The organism is Flavobacterium sp., assembly GCF_035195345.1.
In the GTDB taxonomy this organism is placed as follows: Bacteria; Bacteroidota; Bacteroidia; order Flavobacteriales; family Flavobacteriaceae; genus Flavobacterium.
This window is the reverse complement of record NZ_CP136574.1, coordinates 205,654-227,989: the sequence shown is the minus strand read 5'-3', so window position 1 is coordinate 227,989 and position 22,336 is coordinate 205,654. Positions and strand designations below refer to the sequence as shown.

At 32.8% G+C, this 22,336-nt stretch carries 19 protein-coding genes; 10 read left to right on the top strand and 9 right to left on the bottom strand.

Annotated elements, in window-relative coordinates; all coding sequences use genetic code 11:
• The first annotated feature begins 95 nt into the window (after positions 1–95).
• Complete coding sequence (locus RSE15_RS01025; protein WP_324069140.1) at positions 96–1,226, top strand: NUMOD1 domain-containing DNA-binding protein; 1,131 nt, start codon at positions 96–98, stop codon at positions 1,224–1,226.
• 51 nt (positions 1,227–1,277) lie between these two features.
• Here RSE15_RS01025 and RSE15_RS01020 read toward each other — a convergent pair whose 3' ends face one another.
• Entirely contained in the window at positions 1,278–2,228 is a 951-nt protein-coding gene (locus RSE15_RS01020) for a phosphoribosylaminoimidazolesuccinocarboxamide synthase (RefSeq protein ID WP_324069139.1), read from the bottom strand.
• A 122-nt stretch (positions 2,229–2,350) separates the two neighbouring features.
• Entirely contained in the window at positions 2,351–3,304 is a 954-nt protein-coding gene (locus RSE15_RS01015) for a PhoH family protein (RefSeq protein WP_324069138.1), read from the bottom strand.
• Between the two features lie 106 nt (positions 3,305–3,410).
• Between RSE15_RS01015 and RSE15_RS01010 the strand changes: the two genes are divergently transcribed.
• The 9 genes from RSE15_RS01010 (at position 3,411) to purL (ending at position 16,152) form a co-directional block, all read left to right on the top strand.
• Positions 3,411–4,238 carry an SAM hydrolase/SAM-dependent halogenase family protein gene (locus tag RSE15_RS01010; RefSeq protein WP_324069136.1) on the top strand — a complete coding sequence of 276 codons (828 nt, stop codon included), beginning with the start codon at positions 3,411–3,413 and terminating at the stop codon, positions 4,236–4,238.
• Positions 4,239–4,247: 9 nt separating this feature from the next.
• Positions 4,248–4,544 (top strand): putative quinol monooxygenase, encoded by a 297-nt coding sequence (locus RSE15_RS01005; protein WP_324069135.1) that lies wholly within the window; start codon positions 4,248–4,250, stop codon positions 4,542–4,544.
• A gap of 65 nt (positions 4,545–4,609) precedes the next feature.
• Entirely contained in the window at positions 4,610–5,335 is a 726-nt protein-coding gene (gene gldF, locus RSE15_RS01000) for a gliding motility-associated ABC transporter permease subunit GldF (protein ID WP_324069134.1), read from the top strand.
• The gene (gene gldG, locus RSE15_RS00995) at positions 5,335–7,017 is read left to right on the top strand and encodes a gliding motility-associated ABC transporter substrate-binding protein GldG (protein ID WP_324069133.1); all 1,683 of its coding nucleotides are present in this window, start codon (positions 5,335–5,337) and stop codon (positions 7,015–7,017) included. Before gldF ends, gldG begins: the two co-directional genes overlap by 1 nt.
• A gap of 88 nt (positions 7,018–7,105) precedes the next feature.
• Complete coding sequence (gene dnaN, locus RSE15_RS00990; protein ID WP_073584276.1) at positions 7,106–8,224, top strand: DNA polymerase III subunit beta; 1,119 nt, start codon at positions 7,106–7,108, stop codon at positions 8,222–8,224.
• 263 nt (positions 8,225–8,487) lie between these two features.
• Positions 8,488–9,879 (top strand): tRNA uridine-5-carboxymethylaminomethyl(34) synthesis GTPase MnmE, encoded by a 1,392-nt coding sequence (gene mnmE / locus RSE15_RS00985; RefSeq protein WP_324069132.1) that lies wholly within the window; start codon positions 8,488–8,490, stop codon positions 9,877–9,879.
• A 220-nt stretch (positions 9,880–10,099) separates the two neighbouring features.
• Positions 10,100–11,671 (top strand): right-handed parallel beta-helix repeat-containing protein, encoded by a 1,572-nt coding sequence (locus RSE15_RS00980; RefSeq protein ID WP_324069131.1) that lies wholly within the window; start codon positions 10,100–10,102, stop codon positions 11,669–11,671.
• A gap of 20 nt (positions 11,672–11,691) precedes the next feature.
• On the top strand, positions 11,692–12,324 hold the full coding sequence (locus RSE15_RS00975) for a DUF1579 domain-containing protein (RefSeq protein ID WP_324069130.1): 633 nt from the start codon (positions 11,692–11,694) through the stop codon (positions 12,322–12,324).
• 162 nt (positions 12,325–12,486) lie between these two features.
• Positions 12,487–16,152: a phosphoribosylformylglycinamidine synthase gene (gene purL, locus RSE15_RS00970; protein WP_324069129.1), complete on the top strand. Its 3,666-nt coding sequence runs from the start codon at positions 12,487–12,489 to the stop codon at positions 16,150–16,152.
• Positions 16,153–16,232: 80 nt separating this feature from the next.
• On the opposite strand, the gene RSE15_RS00965 is transcribed toward purL, so the two are convergent.
• From RSE15_RS00965 to RSE15_RS00935, 7 genes are all read right to left on the bottom strand, one after another.
• Positions 16,233–16,658: a hypothetical protein gene (locus tag RSE15_RS00965; protein WP_324069128.1), complete on the bottom strand. Its 426-nt coding sequence runs from the start codon at positions 16,656–16,658 to the stop codon at positions 16,233–16,235.
• A 5-nt stretch (positions 16,659–16,663) separates the two neighbouring features.
• Entirely contained in the window at positions 16,664–17,119 is a 456-nt protein-coding gene (locus RSE15_RS00960) for a hypothetical protein (RefSeq protein WP_324069127.1), read from the bottom strand.
• Between the two features lie 246 nt (positions 17,120–17,365).
• Positions 17,366–17,680 (bottom strand): YtxH domain-containing protein, encoded by a 315-nt coding sequence (locus tag RSE15_RS00955; protein WP_324069126.1) that lies wholly within the window; start codon positions 17,678–17,680, stop codon positions 17,366–17,368.
• 18 nt (positions 17,681–17,698) lie between these two features.
• Positions 17,699–18,340 carry a porin family protein gene (locus tag RSE15_RS00950; protein WP_324069125.1) on the bottom strand — a complete coding sequence of 214 codons (642 nt, stop codon included), beginning with the start codon at positions 18,338–18,340 and terminating at the stop codon, positions 17,699–17,701.
• A gap of 130 nt (positions 18,341–18,470) precedes the next feature.
• The gene (locus RSE15_RS00945; RefSeq protein ID WP_324069124.1) at positions 18,471–20,855 is read right to left on the bottom strand and encodes a glycosyltransferase; all 2,385 of its coding nucleotides are present in this window, start codon (positions 20,853–20,855) and stop codon (positions 18,471–18,473) included.
• Between the two features lies 1 nt (position 20,856).
• On the bottom strand, positions 20,857–21,879 hold the full coding sequence (locus tag RSE15_RS00940; RefSeq protein ID WP_324069123.1) for a glycoside hydrolase family 130 protein: 1,023 nt from the start codon (positions 21,877–21,879) through the stop codon (positions 20,857–20,859).
• A gap of 123 nt (positions 21,880–22,002) precedes the next feature.
• Positions 22,003–22,224: a hypothetical protein gene (locus tag RSE15_RS00935; protein ID WP_324069122.1), complete on the bottom strand. Its 222-nt coding sequence runs from the start codon at positions 22,222–22,224 to the stop codon at positions 22,003–22,005.
• Positions 22,225–22,336: the final 112 nt, after the last annotated feature.

The following is a 22,336-nucleotide window of genomic DNA, read 5'->3' as shown; positions in this document are numbered from 1 at the left end:
TTTAAATTGAAAAGTTTAATTGCAGGAATTTGTAAAAGAATTAATATTTTAGAATATTTTTTATTTTAAAAATAAATTTATAATTAAGCAAATTAATGAATTATTTAAAAGTATATTATGATTTAATGAAATCTAGACAAAGGATGTCCAGAAATTGTTATTTGGAAAAACATCATATTGTTCCAAAAAGCATTTTTGGAAAAGGCTATATGGACGAAAGTTCACTCAAAGATGTTGAAGATAAAAACAATATTGTAAGCTTAACAGGCAGAGAACATTTTGTGGCACATTGGTTACTTCATAGGGCATTTCCAGGAGTTAGAAATTTTTCTGCAGCTTTCCATGCAATGGCCTCAATGACAAATAAATATCACAAAAGATATACTCCAAGTTCAAGAGCTATAGAAGAAGCAAGAATTGCTAATGCAGATACCATGAAACTTCCAGTAGCAATGTATTCTTCAGAAGGAGTATTAATAAAAACTTTTGATACAACAGAAAGTGCAGCTAATGAAGTTGGATCTTCTGTCCATAACATATCTGCTGCTTGTAATGTTGAAAACAATGTAAATAATATTAAAGGGTTTCAATGGAGAAGATATGATAAAATTCCATTATCAAGTATTGAACCTTATATTAATCAAAACAGTGAAAATAGTTTATCTGTTCACGAATATGACTTAAAAGGCAATTACATTAGATCTTATAATTCGATTAGAGAAGCTGCTTCAAAAGGTGTAAATAGATCATCTTTAAAATTAGAATTTAGAAACAAACCTATTTTTTCAAAAAATAATTGGTACATTGTAAGTTCTTCTGAACCTGAAATTTCAATTAAAATAAAAAAAACTAATACCCAAAAAAGAAAAGTATTACAAATAAATCCTTTAAATGGAGAAATAATTAAAATATGGAATTCAACACGTGAACCACAAAGAATTTTAGGTGTAAGCAACGTTAATTCTGTTTGTAATGGAAAACGTAAAACAATGGGAGGTTTTATTTGGAAATATGCAGACGAAAATCTCATATTAAACCTTAACGATCATAAACCAAAATTAACAAAAGCAAAAGAAATTGAGGTAATATTAAATGGTGTTAGTTTTGGAATTTTTATGTCTTTAAGAAAAGCTGAAGAAAAAACAGGTATTTCTAGAATTAAGTTATCTGAAGCAATGAAGTTAGGAAAAAAAGGCAAAAATGGAATTCAAGTATTAAAAAAATAACTTATTTATTCATCTAAAAAAGATAAAATCCCGCTTTCACGGGATTTTATATTATCTATTCTCTAAATAACTCAAAACGTTTTTCTCAATTCTTTCATTGATGTTGGAAATATCCGCTTTTATGAATTGCTCTCCAATGATGTTTTCGAATAACTCAATGTAACGTTCCGAAACCGTTTCGATATATTCGTCGGTCATGTTTGGAATTTGTTGTCCTTCTTTTCCTTGGAAACCGTTTTCAATTAACCAACGACGCACGAACTCTTTTGACAATTGTTTTTGTTCTTCGTTGTTGTTTTGTCTTTCTTGGTAACCTTCTGCGTAGAAATAACGAGAAGAATCAGGAGTGTGGATTTCGTCGATTAATACGATTTGTCCGTCTTTTGTTTTCCCGAATTCGTATTTTGTATCCACTAAAATTAAACCGCAAGACGCTGCAATTTCAGTTCCTCTTTGGTATAAAGCTCTGGTGTATTTTTCTAAAATCAGGTAATCTTCTTCGGTAACAATTCCGTTAGCTAAAATAGCTTCGCGCGAAATATCTTCATCGTGCGAACCGTTATCTGCTTTGGTTGTAGGCGTGATGATTGGTGTTGGGAATTTATCGTTTTCTTTTAAACCTTCTGGCATTTCCACACCGCAAAGAATTCTTCTTCCTGCTGCATATTCACGCGCTGCATGTCCTGATAAATATCCACGAATGACCATTTCCACTTTAAACGGCTCACATAAATGTCCTACCGCCACGTTTGGATCTGGAGTTGCTACTAACCAATTTGGTACAATATCAGACGTTAATTCCATGAACTTCGTCGCAATTTGATTTAGAATTTGTCCTTTGTAAGGAATTCCTTTTGGCAAAACCACATCAAATGCCGAAAGACGGTCGGTAGCGACCATCACTAATATGTCATCGTTGATATTGTAAACTTCTCTAACTTTTCCACGGTACACCGATTTTTGACCTGGAAAATTGAAATTGGTAGTCGTAATTGTATTCATTATGCTGTGTTGTTGTTTGTGTGGTGCAAAAGTAAACTATTTATTTTCTTCCAAAAAAGATTTCATAAAAAAAAGGAATCGAATTCGACCCCTTTAAATTTCAATTCTTTTTGAACTCTTATCTAATCATTATTCTCAATACTCTTATACGCATCAATAATTTTTTTCACCAATCTGTGACGGACGATGTCTTTATCATCTAAATAAATAATTCCGATGCCTTCTACATCTTTCAAAACCAAAATCGCTTCTTTCAATCCCGAAATGGTTCTTCTTGGTAAATCTACCTGACCTGGGTCGCCTGTAATCATGAATTTGGCATTTTTTCCCATACGTGTTAAGAACATTTTCATTTGGGAATGCGTGGTATTTTGCGCTTCATCTAAAATCACAAACGCATTATCTAACGTACGACCTCGCATAAAAGCCAACGGTGCAATTTGAATGATTCCTTTTAAAATATAATCTTCTAAGGTTTGTGGTGGTAACATATCGCGCAATGCATCATATAAAGGTTGCATGTACGGATCTAGTTTTTCCTTCATATCACCTGGAAGAAACCCTAAATTCTCCCCTGCTTCTACCGCAGGACGCGTTAAAATAATTCGCTTGACTTGTTTTTCTTTCAACGCTTTCACCGCCATAGCCACACCAGTATAGGTTTTTCCTGTTCCAGCGGGACCAATAGCAAATACCATGTCATTTTTATAAATGGTATCGACTAATTTTTGTTGGTTTAGGGTAATTGCTTTGATTAGCTTTCCTCCTATTCCATGCACTAAAATCTTATCGCGATCGTGCATGTGTTCCGCATCGTGTTGATGACTGGTTTCTAAAACTCTCAAGATAACATTATCATCAATACTGTTATACCTCGTAAAATGATGCATTAATCGTCTAAAGCGATTTTCAAACTCATCCAAGATTTCAGGCTCACCATACGCTTTGAGAGTAGTTCCTCGTGCTACAATTTTAAGTTTTGGATAATACTTCTTAATGGTTTCAAGATGAGCATCTTGCGCACCCCAAAATTCTTTTGGAGCAATGTCGACTAATTCAATGATTCTTTCGTTCAAAGGCTTTGTTTTTTTAATTATTTTTGAAACGCTAAAATTATAGTAGCTTTGCAATCAAATTTAGTAAAAACTACTATTGTATTTCAAATAAGTTATAAACAAAAAAATGTCAATAATTACGCTAATTACCGATTTTGGACACAAAGACTACTTCGTAGGCGCTTTGAAAGGCAAAATTCTGTCGGAACAAAAAGAAGCGGTTATTGTTGATGTTTCGCACGAAATTGACTTATTCAACACATTAGAAGCAAGTTACTGTATTGAAGCCGCGTATTCTAATTTTCCAAAAGGGACGATTCATATTATTGGAGTTGATAGCGAACGCGTGGGCGATACTCAACATATTGCAATGCAATGGGACGATCATTACTTTATTTGTGCCGATAATGGCATCTTGAACACCTTAATACAAAAGAAAATTCCGCAGAAAATTGTTGCCATAACCATTCACGATCGCTTGAATACCGATGTGAGCGATATGGCTGTTTTTGCAGCTGTGGCTTGTCATATTTCTAGAGGGGGTCTATTAAACGTTATTGGTAAAGAAATTAAATCCTTAAAAGAGGTTAGCGTATTGACTTCTTCGATTTCCGATGACTTATCCGAAATAAAAGGACAAATTGTTTATATCGATTCGTTTGGAAATTGCGTTACTAATATTTCTCACAAACAGTTTAATGAAACGATTCGAGGAAGAAAATTTGAAATTAGTATTAAAAATAAAAAAATAACTCGTTTACACCGAAGCTATTCTGATTTTCCTGTTTCCGACACAAAGCAACTGAAAGATTTAGAAGGCGACTTCTTGGCTTTGTTCAACGAAAATGGGTATTTAGAAATTGCTATTTATAAAAGTAATCCCAAAACGGTGGGCTCAGCCTCTACTTTGTTAGGCTTGCATTTTAGAGATAGTATTTCGGTAAAATTTAAATAAAACAAAACTATGTTCATAAGAATTGTAAAAATGCGTTTTCACGAAGATAAAATCGAAGCTTTTTTAAATAATTTTGAAGAAGTGAAACACCACATACGAAATTTCAAAGGAAACCGTTTCTTAGAATTATATCAAGACAAAAACGACCCACGTATTTTCTTTACGTATAGTTATTGGGAAAACGAAGAAGCGTTAGAAAACTACAGAAAATCGGCTTTGTTTTATGGCGTTTGGACATACACTAAAACTTTATTTAGCGACAAACCAGAAGCTTGGAGTGTTGATAGATTGGTAACATTAAATTAGAATTTAGAAGTTAGAGTTGAGAATTAAAAAACTTGAAACTTGAAACCTGAAACAAACAATAAAAAATGAAAGCATTATTATTACGAGAAATAAAATCCTTTTTTGGTTCGCCAATTGGGTATTTAGTCATCGGGATTTTTCTTTTACTCAACGGATTATTTCTTTGGGTTTTTGAAGGCGAATTCAACATATTAAACTCGGGTTTTGCCGATATGAGTCCGTTTTTCAAATTGGCTCCTTGGATTTTAATTTTCTTAATTCCTGCCGTAACCATGCGCAGTTTTTCGGATGAGAAAAAACAAGGAACGATAGAATTGTTGTTTACTAAACCACTTTCTAATTGGGATATTGTAAACGGAAAATTCTTTGGCGCACTAATTTTAATCATTCTAGCCATTGTTCCTACAATTATATATGTATTGACGATTTCGCATTTTGGAAATCCACAAGGCAATATTGATATGGGAAGTACTTTAGGTTCCTATTTCGGATTGTTGTTCTTAATTGCGGCTTATACGGCGATTGGAATTTTTGCTTCTACTTTATCGGATAATCAAATTGTGGCATTTATAATTGCCGTTTTTTGTTGTTTCTTTTTCTATTTCGGATTTGATGGCATTGCATCGTTCCTTGGAAATTACAGTTCAATGTTTGCTGCTTTAGGAATGGATTATCACTTTAAAAGTATGAGTCGCGGTGTATTGGATACGCGTGACATAGTGTATTTTGTGAGTGTGACATTTTTATTTTTGTCGGCAACGGTTTATCAACTTAAATCTTTGAAATGGTAATGAAAGAGAATAAATCACAAGCTTTAAAGCAATTGGGAATTGTAATTTTAGCCATCATCGTTATCAATTTAATCAGCAACTTCTTTTTCAAACGTTTCGACTTAACACAAGACAAACGCTATACGTTATCGGAAACGACGTTAAACATTATAAAAGATGTAGAAAGTCCGTTATACATTGAAGTGTATTTGGAAGGAAATTTTCCGCCAGAATTCAAGCGTTTACAAAACGAAACCAAACAACTTTTAGAGGAATTTACGGCTTATAATTCGAACATTATTTTCAACTTCAAAAATCCGATTGAGAAAGAGGAAACGCGAGTAGAAAAAATGAAAGAATTTTACGCAAAAGGCATGCAACCACTGAGCATCACAGTGGAAGATAAAGGAAAGCAATCGCAAGAAGTGGTTTTCCCATGGGCGCAAGCAACGTATGGCGATAAATTCACAAAAATAGCTTTGCTTAAAAACTTAATGGGTGCTTCAACCGAGCAAAAAGTAATTAGTTCCGTGCAGCATTTGGAATTTGGTTTTGCGGAAGCTATCAATAAAGTTTCAAAAGAAAAACAAAAGAAAATTGCCGTAATCAAAGGGAATGGTGAGTTAATTGAGCCTTTCATGGCCGATTTCTTAAAAACAGTTAAAGAAAGTTATTATATCGGACCTTTTACATTGGATTCGGTAGCCAAACAACCGACTCAGACATTAGAAGCGCTTAAAAAATACGATTTAGCTGTAATTGCAAAGCCAACCGAAGCTTTTACGGAAGAAGAAAAACAAGTGTTAGACCAGTACATCATGAATGGTGGCAAAACCTTGTGGTTAGTCGATGTAATTTCGGCAGACATGGACAGCTTGTACAACGAAACCGGCACCATTTTAGCAGCCCAACGTGAATTGAACTTAACAGATATGTTCTTCAAATACGGTATTCGAATGAATCCGTTATTGATTAAAGATGAATATGCTACACCTATCAAATTAGCAACCGGTAATCAAGGAAGCGAAACACAAATGCAAGAATACACTTGGAAATTTGCTCCGTTTATCTATCCAACTTCTACCAATCCGATTGTGAAAAATATGGAAGGGATTAAGTTTGAATTTGCTTCCCCAATTGAAATCCTGAAAAATGATATTAAGAAAACCGTTTTATTGAGTTCGTCTGAATATTCGAAAACCATTGGAACGCCAAGTCCAATCTCTTTAGACATGGTTACAGAAGAAACTACTCCTGAAGAATACGAAGGAAAAGGATTGCTTCCAGTGGCAGTTTTAATGGAAGGAAAATTCAAATCTGCTTACCAAAATCGTATATTACCGTTTAAAGATAATTCGTTTCAAGCTACTGGAAAAGAGAATAAGATGATTGTGATTTCAGATGGTGATGTGGTTAAAAATCAAATGGACAAAGGCGTACCATTAGAATTAGGTTTTGATAAGTGGACTAATCAACTGTATGGGAACAAAGAGTTCTTGATGAATTGTGTAAATTACCTTCTAGACGACAACGGACTTATTAACATCCGAAGCAAAGATGTTGATTTACCTCTTTTAAACAAAGAAGAAGTATATAAAAATTACACCGCAGCTCAATTGATAACTGTCGGATTACCAATAGTTATTCTGGCAATCTTTGGATTTTTATTCACTTTCTTGCGTAAAAGAAAATACAGTCGCTAGTTGTTAATAAAAATGTTTTTGCGATTGAGTAGAATTAGAATATATTTGTAAAATATAAAATCAAATCACGATTTTAAAATACAAGATGATGAAGTTTATAGTATCGAGTTCGTATTTATTAAAACAATTACAAGTATTAGGTAGTGTTATCAACAGTAGTAACACCTTGCCTATCCTTGATAATTTCCTTTTTGAATTAGACAACAACCAATTAAAAGTTTCAGCTTCTGATTTAGAAACTACCATGACAGCTACTTTAGAAATTGATTCTACAAGTCAAGGAAGTGTTGCTATTCCAGCGAAGCTTTTATTAGATATCTTAAAAACATTTCCAGAACAACCGTTAACTTTCACCGTAGAAGACAATTCAACTGTAGAAATTAGCTCGAACTCTGGAAAATATGCAATTGCATACGCTCCAGGAGAAGAATTTCCTAAAGCAGTAGTATTAGATGATCCTTCCAAAACATTAGTTCCTGCAGAAGTATTAGCAACTGCAGTAAGTAAAACAATTTTTGCAGCTGGAAACGATGATTTACGCCCTGTAATGAGTGGTGTTTTCTTCCAATTTTCACCAGAAGGATTAATTTTCGTAGCAACTGACGCTCACAAATTAGTAAAATACGCGCGCACCGATGTAAAAGCATCGCAAGTTGCTGATTTTATTATGCCAAAGAAACCTTTAAACATTTTAAAAGGAATTTTAGGCGCTTCTGACGCTGAAGTTTCAATCGAATATAACGATTCAAATGCAACATTTTCTTTCGAGAATTATGTATTGACTTGTCGTTTAATCGATGGAAAATATCCAAACTACGAAGCGGTTATTCCAAAAGAAAATCCAAACAAATTATTAATCAACAGAGTTCAGTTTTTAAACTCGGTTCGTCGTGTGGCTATTTTTGCTAACAAAACTACGCACCAAATTCGTTTAAAAATTGCTGGAACTGAGTTGAATATTTCGGCTGAAGATATCGATTATTCAAACAAAGCAGATGAGCGTTTGACTTGTGATTACCAAGGAGACGACATGCAAATCGGTTTCAACTCGCGTTTCTTAACAGAAATGTTGAATAATTTATCAAGTGATGAAATCCAATTAGAAATGTCGATGCCAAACCGTGCTGGAATTTTAACTCCAGTAGACGGCTTAGACGAAGGCGAAACAGTTACAATGCTTGTAATGCCAGTAATGTTAAGCAACTAATTCACAATATTTGATTTTACAGTGCTAACTGAAAATCTTATTACCAACCCTAACTAACTTAAAAACCACTTGGCTTAGGCTATAGTGGTTTTTTAAATTTTGCTTAAACGCAAAGGACGCAAAGTTTTTTCGCAAAGGAAGCAAAAGAAAACTCTGTGAAACTTCGTGCTAAACTTTGTGATACTTTGTGTAACTAAAAAAACTCCCAACTTCTAACTTCTAACTTCCGACTTTAATTTATCTTTGCAATCTAAATTTAGAACATGATTTCACAAGAAACTATAGTTGCATTAGCTACACCGTCTGGAGCGGGTGCGATTGCTATTATTCGATTATCTGGTAAAGATGCTATTACGATAGCGGCTGACGTATTTCAATCGGTTTCTGGAAAAGATATTACAAAACAGAAGACGCATACGATTCATTTAGGACATATAGTCGATAATGGCAAAGTATATGATCAAGTACTGCTTTCTATTTTTAAAGGACCTAATTCGTATACTGGAGAAAATGTGATTGAAATTTCGTGTCATGGTTCTACTTTTATCCAACAACAAATTATTCAATTATTGCTTCGTAGAGGAGCTAAAATGGCGCAAGCTGGTGAATTTACGTTACGCGCTTTTTTAAACGGTAAATTAGACTTATCACAAGCGGAAGCTGTAGCAGATTTAATTGCTTCAGATAATGAAGCGAGTCACCAAATCGCTATGCAACAAATGCGCGGTGGTTTTAGTAACGAGATTGCCAAACTTCGTGAAGAATTATTAAATTTTGCTTCCCTAATCGAACTCGAACTTGACTTTGCCGAAGAAGATGTTGAATTTGCCGATAGAACGCAATTTTATGAATTGTTAGAACGCATTGAGTTTGTTTTAAAACGACTAATTGATTCGTTTGCGGTTGGGAATGTAATTAAAAACGGTATTCCTGTAGCAATTGTAGGCGAACCGAATGTTGGAAAATCGACTTTATTGAATGCTTTATTAAATGAAGAACGCGCCATTGTTTCCGATATTGCAGGAACAACTCGTGATACGATTGAAGATGAATTGGTTATCAATGGCATTGGTTTCCGATTTATTGATACGGCAGGAATTCGTGAAACACAAGACCATGTAGAAAGTATCGGGATTCAAAAGACTTTTGAGAAGATTGAGCAAGCGCAAGTTGTAATGTTCCTTGTTGACAGCACAGAATTAACAATGGAAAGCTTAGAACTTTTAAAAGTGGAAGTTGAAAAAATTAGAAACAAATACCCACAAAAAGCTTTACTTACAATATTTAATAAAAAAGACAAACTAGAAGAGCGTTTACTTCAAAATCTAGAATCACAAATTGAGAATTCAATTTTCATTTCTGCAAAACAAAAAGTAGGTATTGAAGAGTTAAAAAATGAATTGATGTCCTTTGTAAACACAGGTGCATTACGTAATAACGAAACCATTGTAACCAACACGCGTCATTACGATTCTTTATTAAAAGCTTTAGAGGAAATTCAGAAAGTGAAATGGGGCTTAAACTCAGGACTTTCTTCTGATTTGATGGCGATTGATATTCGAAGTGCATTGTATTTATTTGGCGAAATTACTGGAGAAGTTACAAATGATGAATTATTGGGGAATATTTTTGCGAATTTCTGTATCGGAAAGTAGTTTTGCAATATGAAAGCGTTAAATACAAATTTTATTTTTAAATATATTGAACATTAAGTTTACATTGTCAAGTTGAAAATAAAATAAATTTTATAAAATTAAGTTATTTAATAAAAATTTATTCTTGAACAAAGTTTTTTTTATAAAGTATTAAAGTAAAAAGTTCATTGTTTTTAAAAATTTAAAATTAATAGTTACATTTACCAAAATTACTCTTTACATGCGTCGTTTATTACTTTTATTATTAATAGGTTTAGTCGTTTCTGTGACTTCTTGCCGAAACGATTTTGATTTTGAATCAAAAACTGGTGGTTTGGAATTTTCGAAGGACACGGTTTATTTAGATACTGTTTTTACTGACATTGGATCAAGTACTTACACTTTAAAAGTGTATAACCGAAGTGATAAAAACATTTCAATTCCTTCATTACGACTAAAAAAAGGAACTGCTTCAAAATACCGATTAATGGTTGATGGTATGGCTGGACAAGTATTTGAAGATGTTGAACTTCTAGCAAAAGATAGCATGTATATTTTTGTGTCGGTAACTGCAGAAGTTGCCGATGTAAACCCAACCGATTTTTTATATACCGATCAAATATTATTTGGTGAAGAAACCAATAGTAATCATCAAAAAGTAGAATTAGTTACATTGATTCAAGATGCTTATTTTATTTACCCTGGTAGAGTTCAAAATCCAGATGAAAGCTATACTTATGACGAATTAAACTTAGGAATAGATGGCAATGGCGATCCTATTACCATTCGCGGTCGATTTTTAGAAGAAAGCAATCCAGTAAATGGTAATGAATTGCATTGGTCCAACACAAAACCTTATGTGATATATGGTTATGCAGCGGTTCCTTCTAATAAGACATTAGTGGTTGATGCAGGTGCTCGAATTCATTTTCATGCCGAATCAGGCTTAATCGTAGCCAATAATGCCTCTATCCATGTTAATGGCGGCAATTCAACAACAGCCGCTTTAGAAAACGAAGTCATCTTCGAAGGCGATCGTTTAGAACCAGATTTTTCTGAAGTTCCTGGGCAATGGGGAACCATTTGGCTCACACAAGGAAGCACCAATAATCAAATTAAAAATCTAACTATTAAAAATGCTACTGTTGGGATTTTAGTTTCCGGAAATGATGGTACTTCTACACCATCATTAACTCTTGAAAACACTCAAATTTATAACTGCTCTAATGTTGGTATTTTAGCAAGAACAGGAAATATTGAAGGTAAAAACACCGTAATTAACAATTGTGGACAAGCCGCTTTTGCTGGTAGTTATGGGGGTAGTTATGATTTCACTCATTGTACTTTTGCAAATTACTGGGCTAGTTCAACACAAACATGCATTATTTTAGATGATTATATAGAAACTGAAACTGGAGAACAAATTGAAGCCTTAACCAGTGCCAATTTTAAAAATTGTATAATTTATGGATCCTCAAATTTAGGTTTATCACTTAAGAAAAGAGGAACTGTTTTTGAATATAATTTTGATCATTGTTTAATAAAATTTGCCGATTATAGTAATCAATTTGCAAACAATACATTGTATCAATTTTCAGTAAATCCGAGATTTGTAAATTGTTTGATTGCTACAAATTCAACTGTAAATAAACCCGATTTTAAAGATGCTTCAAATAATGAATTAATCATTGGAGAAGATTCGGCAGCCAAAGGTACTGCTAATAACATCTACTCTACTTTTAATGATATTTTAAATAATTCAAGAAGTGGCGCTACTGATATTGGCGCTTATAATTGGATTACTTTTGAATAACTAATTAATAATTTACAATTATGAAAAATCTCTCTTTATCTCTTTTAATCATTGGTTTAACATTTGTTTCTTGCAAAAAAGAAGAAGGGCAAAAACCAGCCGAAACAATAACTAATGAGGAAGTTACTACTGAAACAAAACCTGATTCTGCGACCGTTGCTAAGGCCTGGGCAGATTATGCCACTCCATCAAAAGGGCATGAAATATTAGCTAAAGATACGGGAACTTGGGATGCTGAATTAACGTTTTGGTCGCCAGACAATCCACAAGAAATGAAATCTACAGCTACCGTAACCTACAAAATGATTATGGGTGGTAAATATCAAGAAGGAACTTATTCTGGAGATATGTTTGGAATGCCATTTGAAGGAAAAGGAACGGTTGCTTTTGATAATGCAACTGAAGAATTTGTATCAACTTGGATTGACAATATGGGAACTGGAATGATGGTTACTCGCGGAAAATATGATGAAGCAACAAAAACATCTACTTTTCATGGAGAAATGGTAGACCCAGTAACTAAAAAGGCTAAAAATGTAAAAGAAGTTATTACCTATATTGACGATAACAACCAAAAAATGGAAATGTTTGATGTTTTGGAAGATGGCAAAGAATTCAAATCAATGCAAGTAGTTTCGAAACGCAAAATATAGTTTTCAACAAATAAATACAAAGCTGTTCAAAAAAGAACAGCTTTTTTTGTTTTTATGCAGTCTTAAAACTTTGAACTTCTAACTTTTTAGAATAAATTTGTACTTTCAACAACAACACAAACATACAGATAAGGTAAACTTGTCTTTAAAAACAAAACTACAATGATTCATTTCTTCGGAAACCAATCCAAAACCGTTTTTGCGGTTCAAACGCAAAACGAATTATCGACTGAAGACATCAACAAATTAAATTGGCTTTTTGGCAACGCACATAAAATAGAAAAATCCGTATTGTCGGATTTTTTTGTTGGACCACGTGCCGCAATGGTTACGCCTTGGAGTACTAATGCTGTAGAAATTTCCCAAAACATGGGGATTTCGGGTATCATTCGTATTGAGGAATTTGAAAAAGTAGCTGCCGATTTTAACGATTTTGATCCAATGCTTTCCCAAAAGTATTCGGAATTAAATCAAGAAATTTATACGATTAATATCCAACCAGAAGCGATTTTGGATATTGAAGATATTAACGCTTACAACAAATCAGAAGGTTTAGCATTAAGCCCTGAAGAAGTGGATTATTTAAACAATCTTTCTACAAAATTAGGAAGAAAGTTAACCGATTCTGAAATTTTTGCTTTCTCACAAGCGAATTCAGAACACTGCCGTCATAAAATTTTTAACGGAACTTTTGTGATTGATGGCGTAGAAAAACCAACTTCATTATTCAAATTAATTAAGAAAACATCAGAAACAAATCCAAACGATATTGTTTCTGCTTATAAAGATAATGTAGCTTTTGTAAAAGGTCCGAAAGTAACACAATTCGCACCAAAAAGTGCTGACAAGCCAGACTTCTACCAAGAAAAGGAATTTGACTCAGTTCTTTCCTTAAAAGCAGAAACACACAATTTCCCAACAACAGTGGAGCCTTTCAACGGAGCTGCAACCGGTTCAGGAGGAGAAATTCGTGACCGTTTAGCGGGAGGGCAAGGTTCGTTACCCTTAGCAGGAACTGCAGTTTACATGACTTCTTATTCTCGTTTAGAAAATGAGCGTCCTTGGGAAAATGGTATGGCAGAAAGACCTTGGTTGTACCAAACACCAATGGATATTTTGATAAAAGCATCCAACGGAGCTTCAGATTTTGGTAATAAATTTGGGCAACCTTTAATTACGGGTTCTATTTTAACTTTCGAACATGAAGAAAACAATCGTAAAATTGGTTATGATAAAGTGATCATGCAAGCGGGTGGAATTGGTTACGGAAAATTAGATCAAGCCATTAAAAAGAAACCAACTGCTGGCGATAAAATCGTTATTTTAGGTGGTGAAAATTATAGAATTGGAATGGGTGGCGCTGCAGTTTCTTCAGCGGATACTGGTGCTTTTGGTTCAGGAATTGAATTAAATGCGATCCAACGTTCGAATCCAGAAATGCAAAAACGTGCTGCCAACGCCATTCGTGGTTTGGTAGAAAGTGACAACAATCCAATTGTTTCCATTCACGATCATGGTGCGGGTGGACATTTGAATTGTTTATCTGAATTAGTGGAAGAAACTGGTGGATTAATTGATTTAGATAAATTACCTGTTGGTGACCCTACTCTTTCAGCAAAAGAAATCATCGGAAACGAATCGCAAGAAAGAATGGGATTGGTTATTGGTGAAAAAGACATTGAAACCTTACAAAGAATTGCCGACAGAGAGCGTTCTCCTATGTATCAAGTGGGTGATGTAACTAACGACCATAGATTTACATTTGAATCAAAATCAACAGGTGTAAAACCAATGGATTATGCGTTGGAAGATTTCTTCGGAAGTTCGCCAAAAACGATTATGACGGATAAAACCGTTGCAACAAATTACTCAGATTTAGAATATTCAAAAGAAAATATAGGAAGCTACTTAAGTCAAGTTTTACAATTAGAAGCAGTAGCTTGTAAAGATTGGTTAACTAATAAAGTTGACCGATGTGTAGGCGGACGCGTTGCAAAACAACAATGTGTTGGACCATTACAATTGCCTTTAAACAATGTCGGTGTAATGGCATTGGATTTCAAAGGAAAAGAAGGAATTGCTACATCGATTGGCCACTCGCCTATTTCGGCTTTAGTAAATCCAGTAGCGGGTTCAAGAACAGCTATTGGTGAAGCTTTATCAAATTTGGTTTGGGCTCCTTTAAAAGAAGGAATGAAATCGGTTTCCTTATCAGCTAACTGGATGTGGGCTTGTAAAAATGAAGGAGAAGACGCTCGTTTATATGAAGCCGTAAAAGGTTGTTCTGATTTTGCTATTGAATTGGGAATCAATATTCCGACAGGAAAAGATTCGCTTTCGATGAAACAAAAATACCCAAATGATGAAGTAATTGCGCCTGGAACGGTTATTATTTCAGCAGCTGGAAATTGTTCAAATATTACGAAAGTGGTTGAACCTGTTTTACAAAGAAACGGAGGTAACATTTACTACATCAACTTATCGCAAGATTCGTTTAAATTAGGTGGAAGTTCATTTGCTCAGGTATTGAATAAAATTGGCAATGATGTTCCAACGATTCAAAATTCCGAATTCTTTAAAAAAGCATTCAACGTTTTACAGGATTTAATCAAAGAAAGAAAAATTAAAGCAGGACACGATATTGGAAGCGGTGGTTTAATCACAACTTTATTAGAAATGTGTTTTGCAGATGATAAATTAGGTGCGTTAATCGACTTGAGTTCTTTAGGAGAAAAAGATACGGTTAAAGCGTTATTTAATGAAAATATAGGAGTTGTTTTCCAAGCAAATACTGAAGTGGAAGCGACTTTCGCACAACATAATATTGAAATTTTCAAAATTGGTTCGGCTATCGATGGCGATGCGTTTACGGTTATCAACGGAGATGATAGTTTAACATTCAGTGTTTCAACCTTAAGAGATACTTGGTTTAAAACATCGTTCCTTTTAGATTCGAAACAAGCTAAAAACGGAATGGCTGCAGCACGTTTTGATAATTACAAAAACCAAAAATTACAATTCACGTTCCCATCGCATTTTGATGGAAAATTACCTGTGATTGATGGGTCAAAACCAAGACCAAAAGCAGCAATCATTCGTGAAAAAGGAAGTAATTCAGAACGCGAAATGGCAAATGCTATGTATTTAGCAGGATTTGATGTAAAAGACGTTCACATGACCGATTTAATTTCGGGAAGAGAAACATTGGAAGACATTCGATTCATTGGAGCCGTTGGAGGATTTTCGAATTCAGATGTTTTAGGTTCGGCTAAAGGCTGGGCTGGAGCGTTTTTATACAATGAAAAAGCAAATACAGCTTTAAAAAACTTCTACAAACGTGAAGACACGCTTTCTGTTGGAATTTGTAATGGTTGTCAGTTGTTAATGGAATTAGAATTGATAAATCCAGAACACGAAGTTCATGGAAAAATGCACCACAATACTTCGAACAAACACGAGAGTGGCTTTACTTCGGTGACAGTTCAAAAGAATAATTCAGTGATGTTATCAACGTTAGAAGGAACTACTTTAGGTGTTTGGATTTCGCACGGAGAAGGAAAATTCAAATTACCTTATTCAGAAGAGAAATATAACATTGTAGCAAAATATGAATACGAAGGTTATCCAGCGAATCCAAATGGTTCTGATTTCAATACAGCCATGATGTGTGATACAACTGGAAGACATTTGGTGATGATGCCACACATAGAGCGTTCAACTTTCCCTTGGAATTGGGCACATTATCCAGAAAGAGGACAAAAAGATGAAGTTTCGCCTTGGTTAGAAGCGTTTGTGAATGCTAGAAAATGGATTGAAAATAAAAAATAAAAGAAAAGCTCTCTTAACGAGAGCTTTTCTTTTACAAAAAAACTGCCCGAAAGCAGTTTTTCAAATTAACCCCAAAAAAACTAAAACTTATCCGTTTCAAGCACAACATATTGCCCAGGATATTGTGTACTGGCATCGTCTTCTGCTGTGATGAAAATTCGTTTTGGTTTGGATGAAGAAACACTTTCAAACTTTACATGAAGTTTGGAGGTTCCTACAATTTGACCAATATTTAAAGGAATTTGATTATCTGATGATGATAACCAAACTACATAATATTTTTTAGGTGGTTGCAATCGTTCTGGTTCGGCTAAATATGAAACCTCCATTTGAATGTTGTAGTTATTATTTTTGTCTTTCTTAACCGATATATCTCCCCTTGCTGCCGGAACTACATTTGAATTTTCAAATTGAATTTTTTTGGAACAAGACGTAAATGTTAGCGATAAGACAAAATACAATACTAAAAAAAGTACTAATTTTTGAACTAAATAATTCGTTTTCATTTTTATTATTTTTTCATATTATTTTCGGCCATTTCTGAAATTGATTTTCCTAAATCGTTCATTTCACTATTGAATTCTACTTTAAATAATGCCCATTTTTGTTCTGGACCTTGTTCGTAATTTTCAATTTTAAGTCTTAAATCAGAATTTCGCTTTTCTAATTTGTTGATTTTAACTTCATCAATATCGCGTTCAGCTTTTCCTTTCGAATTTAATTTAAGTTTTAACTCAGATACAATTTTTTGATTTTCATCTAATTTTAACTGAATGCTCTCTTTAAAGATTCTAAAATCATTAATTGAATCATATTCAGCTTGTTCTAAATCTGCTTCTGCATTAATTAAATCCTTAGTTGCTTCTTTTACATCTTCTACTTTTTCAGTAGGCGAGTTATTGCAACTGTTCATTAAAAAACCTATTAAGCATGACGCAATAATTGTTTTTGCACTATTTTTTTTCATTTTTGTTATTTTATAAAACCATGATTTCTTTTTCATATATGTAAAATTTATTTTTTAGCGGTCATATATGGTATCGCCTTTTTATTTATTGGTGTTTGCTTAAGCAAACTTCTTGTTAATGGCGATCTCGTATATGTAAAATTTTTATTTTTTAAGTCATATATGTTATCTACATTTCATTAAATATTTCCCTTACAAACACATTATCAAATTGTGATTTAAAAATGAAACCATGGTCTTTATTAATTATTTTTTAATCATTTCATGATCAGAACCGCTATGCAGTAATTCGTTTGCTTTGTCTTTAAACGAAGTGCCCATTTTATTCATTTTGTCTTCTAATTGATGTTCAAAGTTCATGGCTTGATCTTTCAAATATTGGCTATCTTTACTTATTTCATCTTTGAATTTGTTAGCACTATTTTTTAATCCTTTTGCTATATTACTTCTTGTTTTTTTACCTTTATGTGGTGCAAACAATACACCTACAGTAGCTCCAATTAGTGCTCCAACCAATAAACTTCCAACAACTAATCTTCCTTTGTTATTTAAATTTTCCATTTTTTATATTTTTAAAAATTAAAATCGGTAACCTACAGTTCCTTGATACCACATGTTTTTATAACGAGGTGTTGTAGACGTTCCATCACCATTGTTATTTTTTAAATCCCATCCACCACGTACTCCAAAAACTAGATTTTTAATATTCAAATCTACTCCACCAATAAGCGAGAATGTATTTTTTCTAATATCATCATTTGTAAATTCTTCTTCCTGTGTAGAACTTAATGATCCTCCTGTAAATTCATCTTTTTGTTTTAACAAATAAGAATATTGTGGTCCAAATAGTAGAGTAACATATTCTATCGGTTTAACTGCAAAAAATAACGGAATATCTATATAATCTGTTGTTCTGGTAGTTTCATAATCTGTTCCTAAAAACGTTCCTGATGATTTAAATCCTTTTTGAGAAAATAAAATTTCGGGTTGAACTCCAATAAATTTTCCTAACGGAATGGATACAAAAACACCACCAACTAAACCAAATTTTCCGTCTGCAACAAAATCTTCTCCTTCTGAATCATAAACATTGGAGTAATTTGTACCTAATTTAACTCCGAAAAATAATTTTTCACGATTATCTGTCAATGTTGATTCTTGAGCCTTTGAATTGGTAACTGAAAGTGTTACTAATGCAATCATTATGATTACTTTTTTCATTTTTTTTTATTTTAAGTTATATGCGTAATATTATTTCAAACCTTACTATTAATAGTTCTAATTTATATTACAAAGGTGCGAGCAGAACGTTCAAAATGTGTTACACAATCTATTATATAAGTTACATGATTCACTCATTTTGAAAATATTCTTCAAATAAAGGCTCTACAGTTATTGGTTTTAATGCGTTTTCCATTGCTAATCTCGAAAGTAAATAGCTAATTGTTGATTCAGCTCCTTGATTTAAATTGACATGATTTTGTTCCAAGCCATCATAACATCCACCTGTTTTTGGATTATAAATAATTTGATTCAAATGATTTTTTCCTAAAAACCAATCAAAAGCTATCTTCATTTTGTTTTTATAATTTTCATATTCATATACTTGATAAAAAGTTTGAAGCGCTAAAATCGTGTAAGCTACATCAATGGGCTGCTCGCCAAATTGATTGACCGATTTTCCTCTATGGTACCAACCTTGGTTAGAAATTACTTTGATTTGATCGTCTTTAAAAATTATAGACAACAAAAAGTCAAATGAAGTTTTTGCGATATCTTTATACAACTCACTTCCTGTACTCAAACCAGCAAACAACATTGCTTCTGGTAAAATACTATTGGCATAGGTAAGATAATCTTCAAACCATTTCCAATTTTTATCTGAAATTCCACGGTATTTTGAAACTAAATTATCGGCCAATGATGTAATTAAATGATTTATTCTTTGGCTTTGTCTGTCCAAATTATAAAAATACAATCCTTTAATTGCAAAAGAAATAGCTCTTGGTGAATGCAATTTATGACAATGTAGTAATGCTTTTTCAAGAGCAAACTTTGCTTTTCTAATTAAATGGTTTGGAATAGTATCTTTAAAAGAAATGAATTCACCAAGGGCCCAAATGGCTCTTCCGTTGGCATCTTCTAAGTTTTCATATATATTATTAGAAGTGAAATTACCATCTATATCCACATAATTTAGAAAACTACCAACTTCTTGCTGACAAAATAATATAAACGTTAAATAGGTATTTATTAATTCTAAATCTTCTTCAGAATTAGTTAATTCATAATGTTTTGTAACTGCAATCAAAGCTCTTGCATTGTCATCTAAAGTATATCCAGAATTAAGATTAGGGATTGCAATTTCAGAAAACTGAATTATTCCATCCTTTGCTGTCATTCGTTTAATATGATCTAAAGAAATTTTTGGTATTTGATATTGTAAAACTATTTTATGTTTTTGACAATTATTTTTAACTAAATCAATATGAGTAATCGCCGAATTTTGCCAAGATGTTGGGCTAATTTTATGCAAGGCATTTAATTGCATTTCTCGTAATAATTTTGGATTATAAAGTAATTCAATGGTTTTTTCGGCCAGTTGGCTAGCGTCTTGAAAATCATAATTGAATCCAGCACCATCTAAAAATTCTTTGGCATGAGGAATAGGCGTTGCAATTACTGGGCAACCGCAAGCCATCGCATAAGCTAATGTTCCACTAACCGCTTGATTTGGATCTTTAGAAGTGAATAAATAAACTTTTGTGCGTTGTAAATAACACATTAGTTCTTCCAAAGACAAATACTTATTTATAAATCGAACGTTGTTTTCTAAATGTAAATCGTGTACTTTGTTATAGAGAAAATTACGGTATTTTTCGCCTTCTCTTTTTGCAACTTCTGGATGTGTTTTTCCAATGATTAAGTAAATAACATTCGGGAAATTTTCGATAATTTTAGGCAAAGCATCCAAAGCTGTTTCAATACTTTTACCTTCATTTAGCAAACCAAATGTTGACAATACAATTCTATCACTGAACTGATTTTTTGTTTTTTTTATACCATTTTCAAAAGAAGCAACTAAATGTGTTCCATGCGAAATAACTGAAATTTTTCGTTCAGCAATCCCATAATCGGTCATTAAAATAGATTTTGAAATTGCAGTCATTACAACTAAATAATCTGAATAGTCTGCTATTTTACGAACTACTTTTTTTAGTTTTTCGTTTGGAGTTGGTAAAACTGTATGAAATGTTGTAGTAATTGGACGTTTTAAATGTTTCATAAACTTCAACAAATAATCACCATAATCTCCTCCAAATAGACCAAATTCATGTTGCAAAAAAATCATGGCAATATTTTTATCAGCATTGATTTTTAAAGTTAAATCAGCATATTGTTCTTGAATTGCAGTATTTAGTTTGTATTTTACTTCTTCAGAATATGAATAATTAGATTGAGATGCTTCTAATGCACATACTTTTAATGAAAATGTACTTCCAAATTTTTCTTGTATCGCATTTTTTAAATCTTGCGTATAAGTTGCAATACCACATTCTCTTGGTGGATAAGAAGTAATAAAAAGAATTTCAGGTAACGTTTTTTGAACAACTGGAACTAGTTCATATTTAGAATTTTTAATAAATTCCATTAAATTACTTGTTTTCAGGTTGTTTTTAGCTTCGTTATAAACGAGTAATGAATTGTTGTAGATGGGAAAAAAATTAGCTCTCATTTTATGTTGGATTTAGTAAAAGTTCTTGTAATAAAGCTTTTAAACTTAAAGATGCACAGGCAATACATTTGTCTGCAGCACCATAATAGATGTAAAGTGTGTCCTCAAATAAAGCGGTTCCCGTTGGAAAAACTACATTAGATACCACGCCGTTTTTTTCATAATCTAGCTCAGGAGCAAACAATGGATTCAATAATCTTGCAATTACTTTTGTAGGATTATCAATATCTAATAAAGCAGCTGCAGCAGAATATATATAACCTTCCGAAGTATCAAAAACACCATGATAAATAAGTAACCAACCGAATTCAGTTTCAATAGGAGGACATCCACCGCCAATAAAACCTGATTCATGATTGATACCAATAGGATCCAGAATAATGTGTTCATTAAAATGGAGAAAATATTGATTCCAAAATTCTTTAGTTAAATCTTCCAATTTATCAATTAAAACCAGCTGAATTCCGGGACGAATACGATGCAAAAAAGCTAATTTTCCATTTATTTTTCTTGGAAAAAACATAACATCTTTATCCCAAAGAAAAACTTCTTCATTGTGTTTAAAATGTCGTACATGACGAAAATATTTGGCGTTTACCAAATTATTACATTCCGCCAACCGCTTAAATTCATCAAAAGTAAATTTTGGAACAATAATGCCATGGTGCTCAAAAGTTAACAAATCAGTAGAAGTTACTAACGTACCTAAAGCATTGATACCATTATAGGCTGTATATGTTATGTAATAAATATCATCTATTTTTACAATTCGAGCATCTTCAATTCCTTTTGATTCTGCATCAGAAAAAGGAATCAGTAGTGGCGTATTATTGCGTTGTATCAATTGTAAAGGTCCTTCAAATTTACAATATCCAATAGTGGAATAATTTCCTTTTCTAACTGCTCGATACAACATATGCACTGTATTTCCGTCTTTTAGAATTGCTGGATTTAAAACACTATCATTTTCAAATGGGAGTTCCGTATTTTTTAGAAGAATTCCTTCTTTTTTTATTTGTATCATGTGATTTTGTGTTAGAAGAATAAAAAAAGCGTAGACGATAATCACCTACGCCTTTTTATTGGCTATTATGTGTATTCTTAGCATTTTTTAGTTACTAAGTTGCCCACAAAAAAAAGTCAATTATTATGCTGTTGGTTGCCCTTTTCTTATAATATTGATTACTTCCTCTCGTTTTTTGTGCAAGCGTGCCTCTACTCTTTCAAGTAAATCATCTTCTCTACCACTTTGGAATTTTAAATCAGCATCTGTTAATTGCGGAAATTTATCTTTCAATTTATCTGCTTGTCGTTTCCAATCACCAGAGATTTTAAAAACTTCTAAACCTTTGTTTGCTTTTGCTTCCATTTTTACTATATTTAAATGTTATAATCTTATAAAACAAAGGTTATACTTTACTAATAAAAATGTGTTATAGTAATAAAAGTAAATATTGTATAAATCACACATTTACAAACAT

Coding starts and splice junctions, on each gene's coding strand:
- RSE15_RS01025 (WP_324069140.1), top strand. CDS start 96: ATGAATTATTTAAAAGTATATTATGATTTAATGAAATCTAGACAAAGG.
- RSE15_RS01020 (WP_324069139.1), bottom strand. CDS start 2,228: ATGAATACAATTACGACTACCAATTTCAATTTTCCAGGTCAAAAATCG.
- RSE15_RS01010 (WP_324069136.1), top strand. CDS start 3,411: ATGTCAATAATTACGCTAATTACCGATTTTGGACACAAAGACTACTTC.
- RSE15_RS01005 (WP_324069135.1), top strand. CDS start 4,248: ATGTTCATAAGAATTGTAAAAATGCGTTTTCACGAAGATAAAATCGAA.
- gldF (WP_324069134.1), top strand. CDS start 4,610: ATGAAAGCATTATTATTACGAGAAATAAAATCCTTTTTTGGTTCGCCA.
- gldG (WP_324069133.1), top strand. CDS start 5,335: ATGAAAGAGAATAAATCACAAGCTTTAAAGCAATTGGGAATTGTAATT.
- dnaN (WP_073584276.1), top strand. CDS start 7,106: ATGAAGTTTATAGTATCGAGTTCGTATTTATTAAAACAATTACAAGTA.
- mnmE (WP_324069132.1), top strand. CDS start 8,488: ATGATTTCACAAGAAACTATAGTTGCATTAGCTACACCGTCTGGAGCG.
- RSE15_RS00980 (WP_324069131.1), top strand. CDS start 10,100: ATGCGTCGTTTATTACTTTTATTATTAATAGGTTTAGTCGTTTCTGTG.
- RSE15_RS00975 (WP_324069130.1), top strand. CDS start 11,692: ATGAAAAATCTCTCTTTATCTCTTTTAATCATTGGTTTAACATTTGTT.
- purL (WP_324069129.1), top strand. CDS start 12,487: ATGATTCATTTCTTCGGAAACCAATCCAAAACCGTTTTTGCGGTTCAA.
- RSE15_RS00965 (WP_324069128.1), bottom strand. CDS start 16,658: ATGAAAACGAATTATTTAGTTCAAAAATTAGTACTTTTTTTAGTATTG.
- RSE15_RS00960 (WP_324069127.1), bottom strand. CDS start 17,119: ATGAAAAAAAATAGTGCAAAAACAATTATTGCGTCATGCTTAATAGGT.
- RSE15_RS00955 (WP_324069126.1), bottom strand. CDS start 17,680: ATGGAAAATTTAAATAACAAAGGAAGATTAGTTGTTGGAAGTTTATTG.
- RSE15_RS00950 (WP_324069125.1), bottom strand. CDS start 18,340: ATGAAAAAAGTAATCATAATGATTGCATTAGTAACACTTTCAGTTACC.
- RSE15_RS00945 (WP_324069124.1), bottom strand. CDS start 20,855: ATGAGAGCTAATTTTTTTCCCATCTACAACAATTCATTACTCGTTTAT.
- RSE15_RS00940 (WP_324069123.1), bottom strand. CDS start 21,879: ATGATACAAATAAAAAAAGAAGGAATTCTTCTAAAAAATACGGAACTC.
- RSE15_RS00935 (WP_324069122.1), bottom strand. CDS start 22,224: ATGGAAGCAAAAGCAAACAAAGGTTTAGAAGTTTTTAAAATCTCTGGT.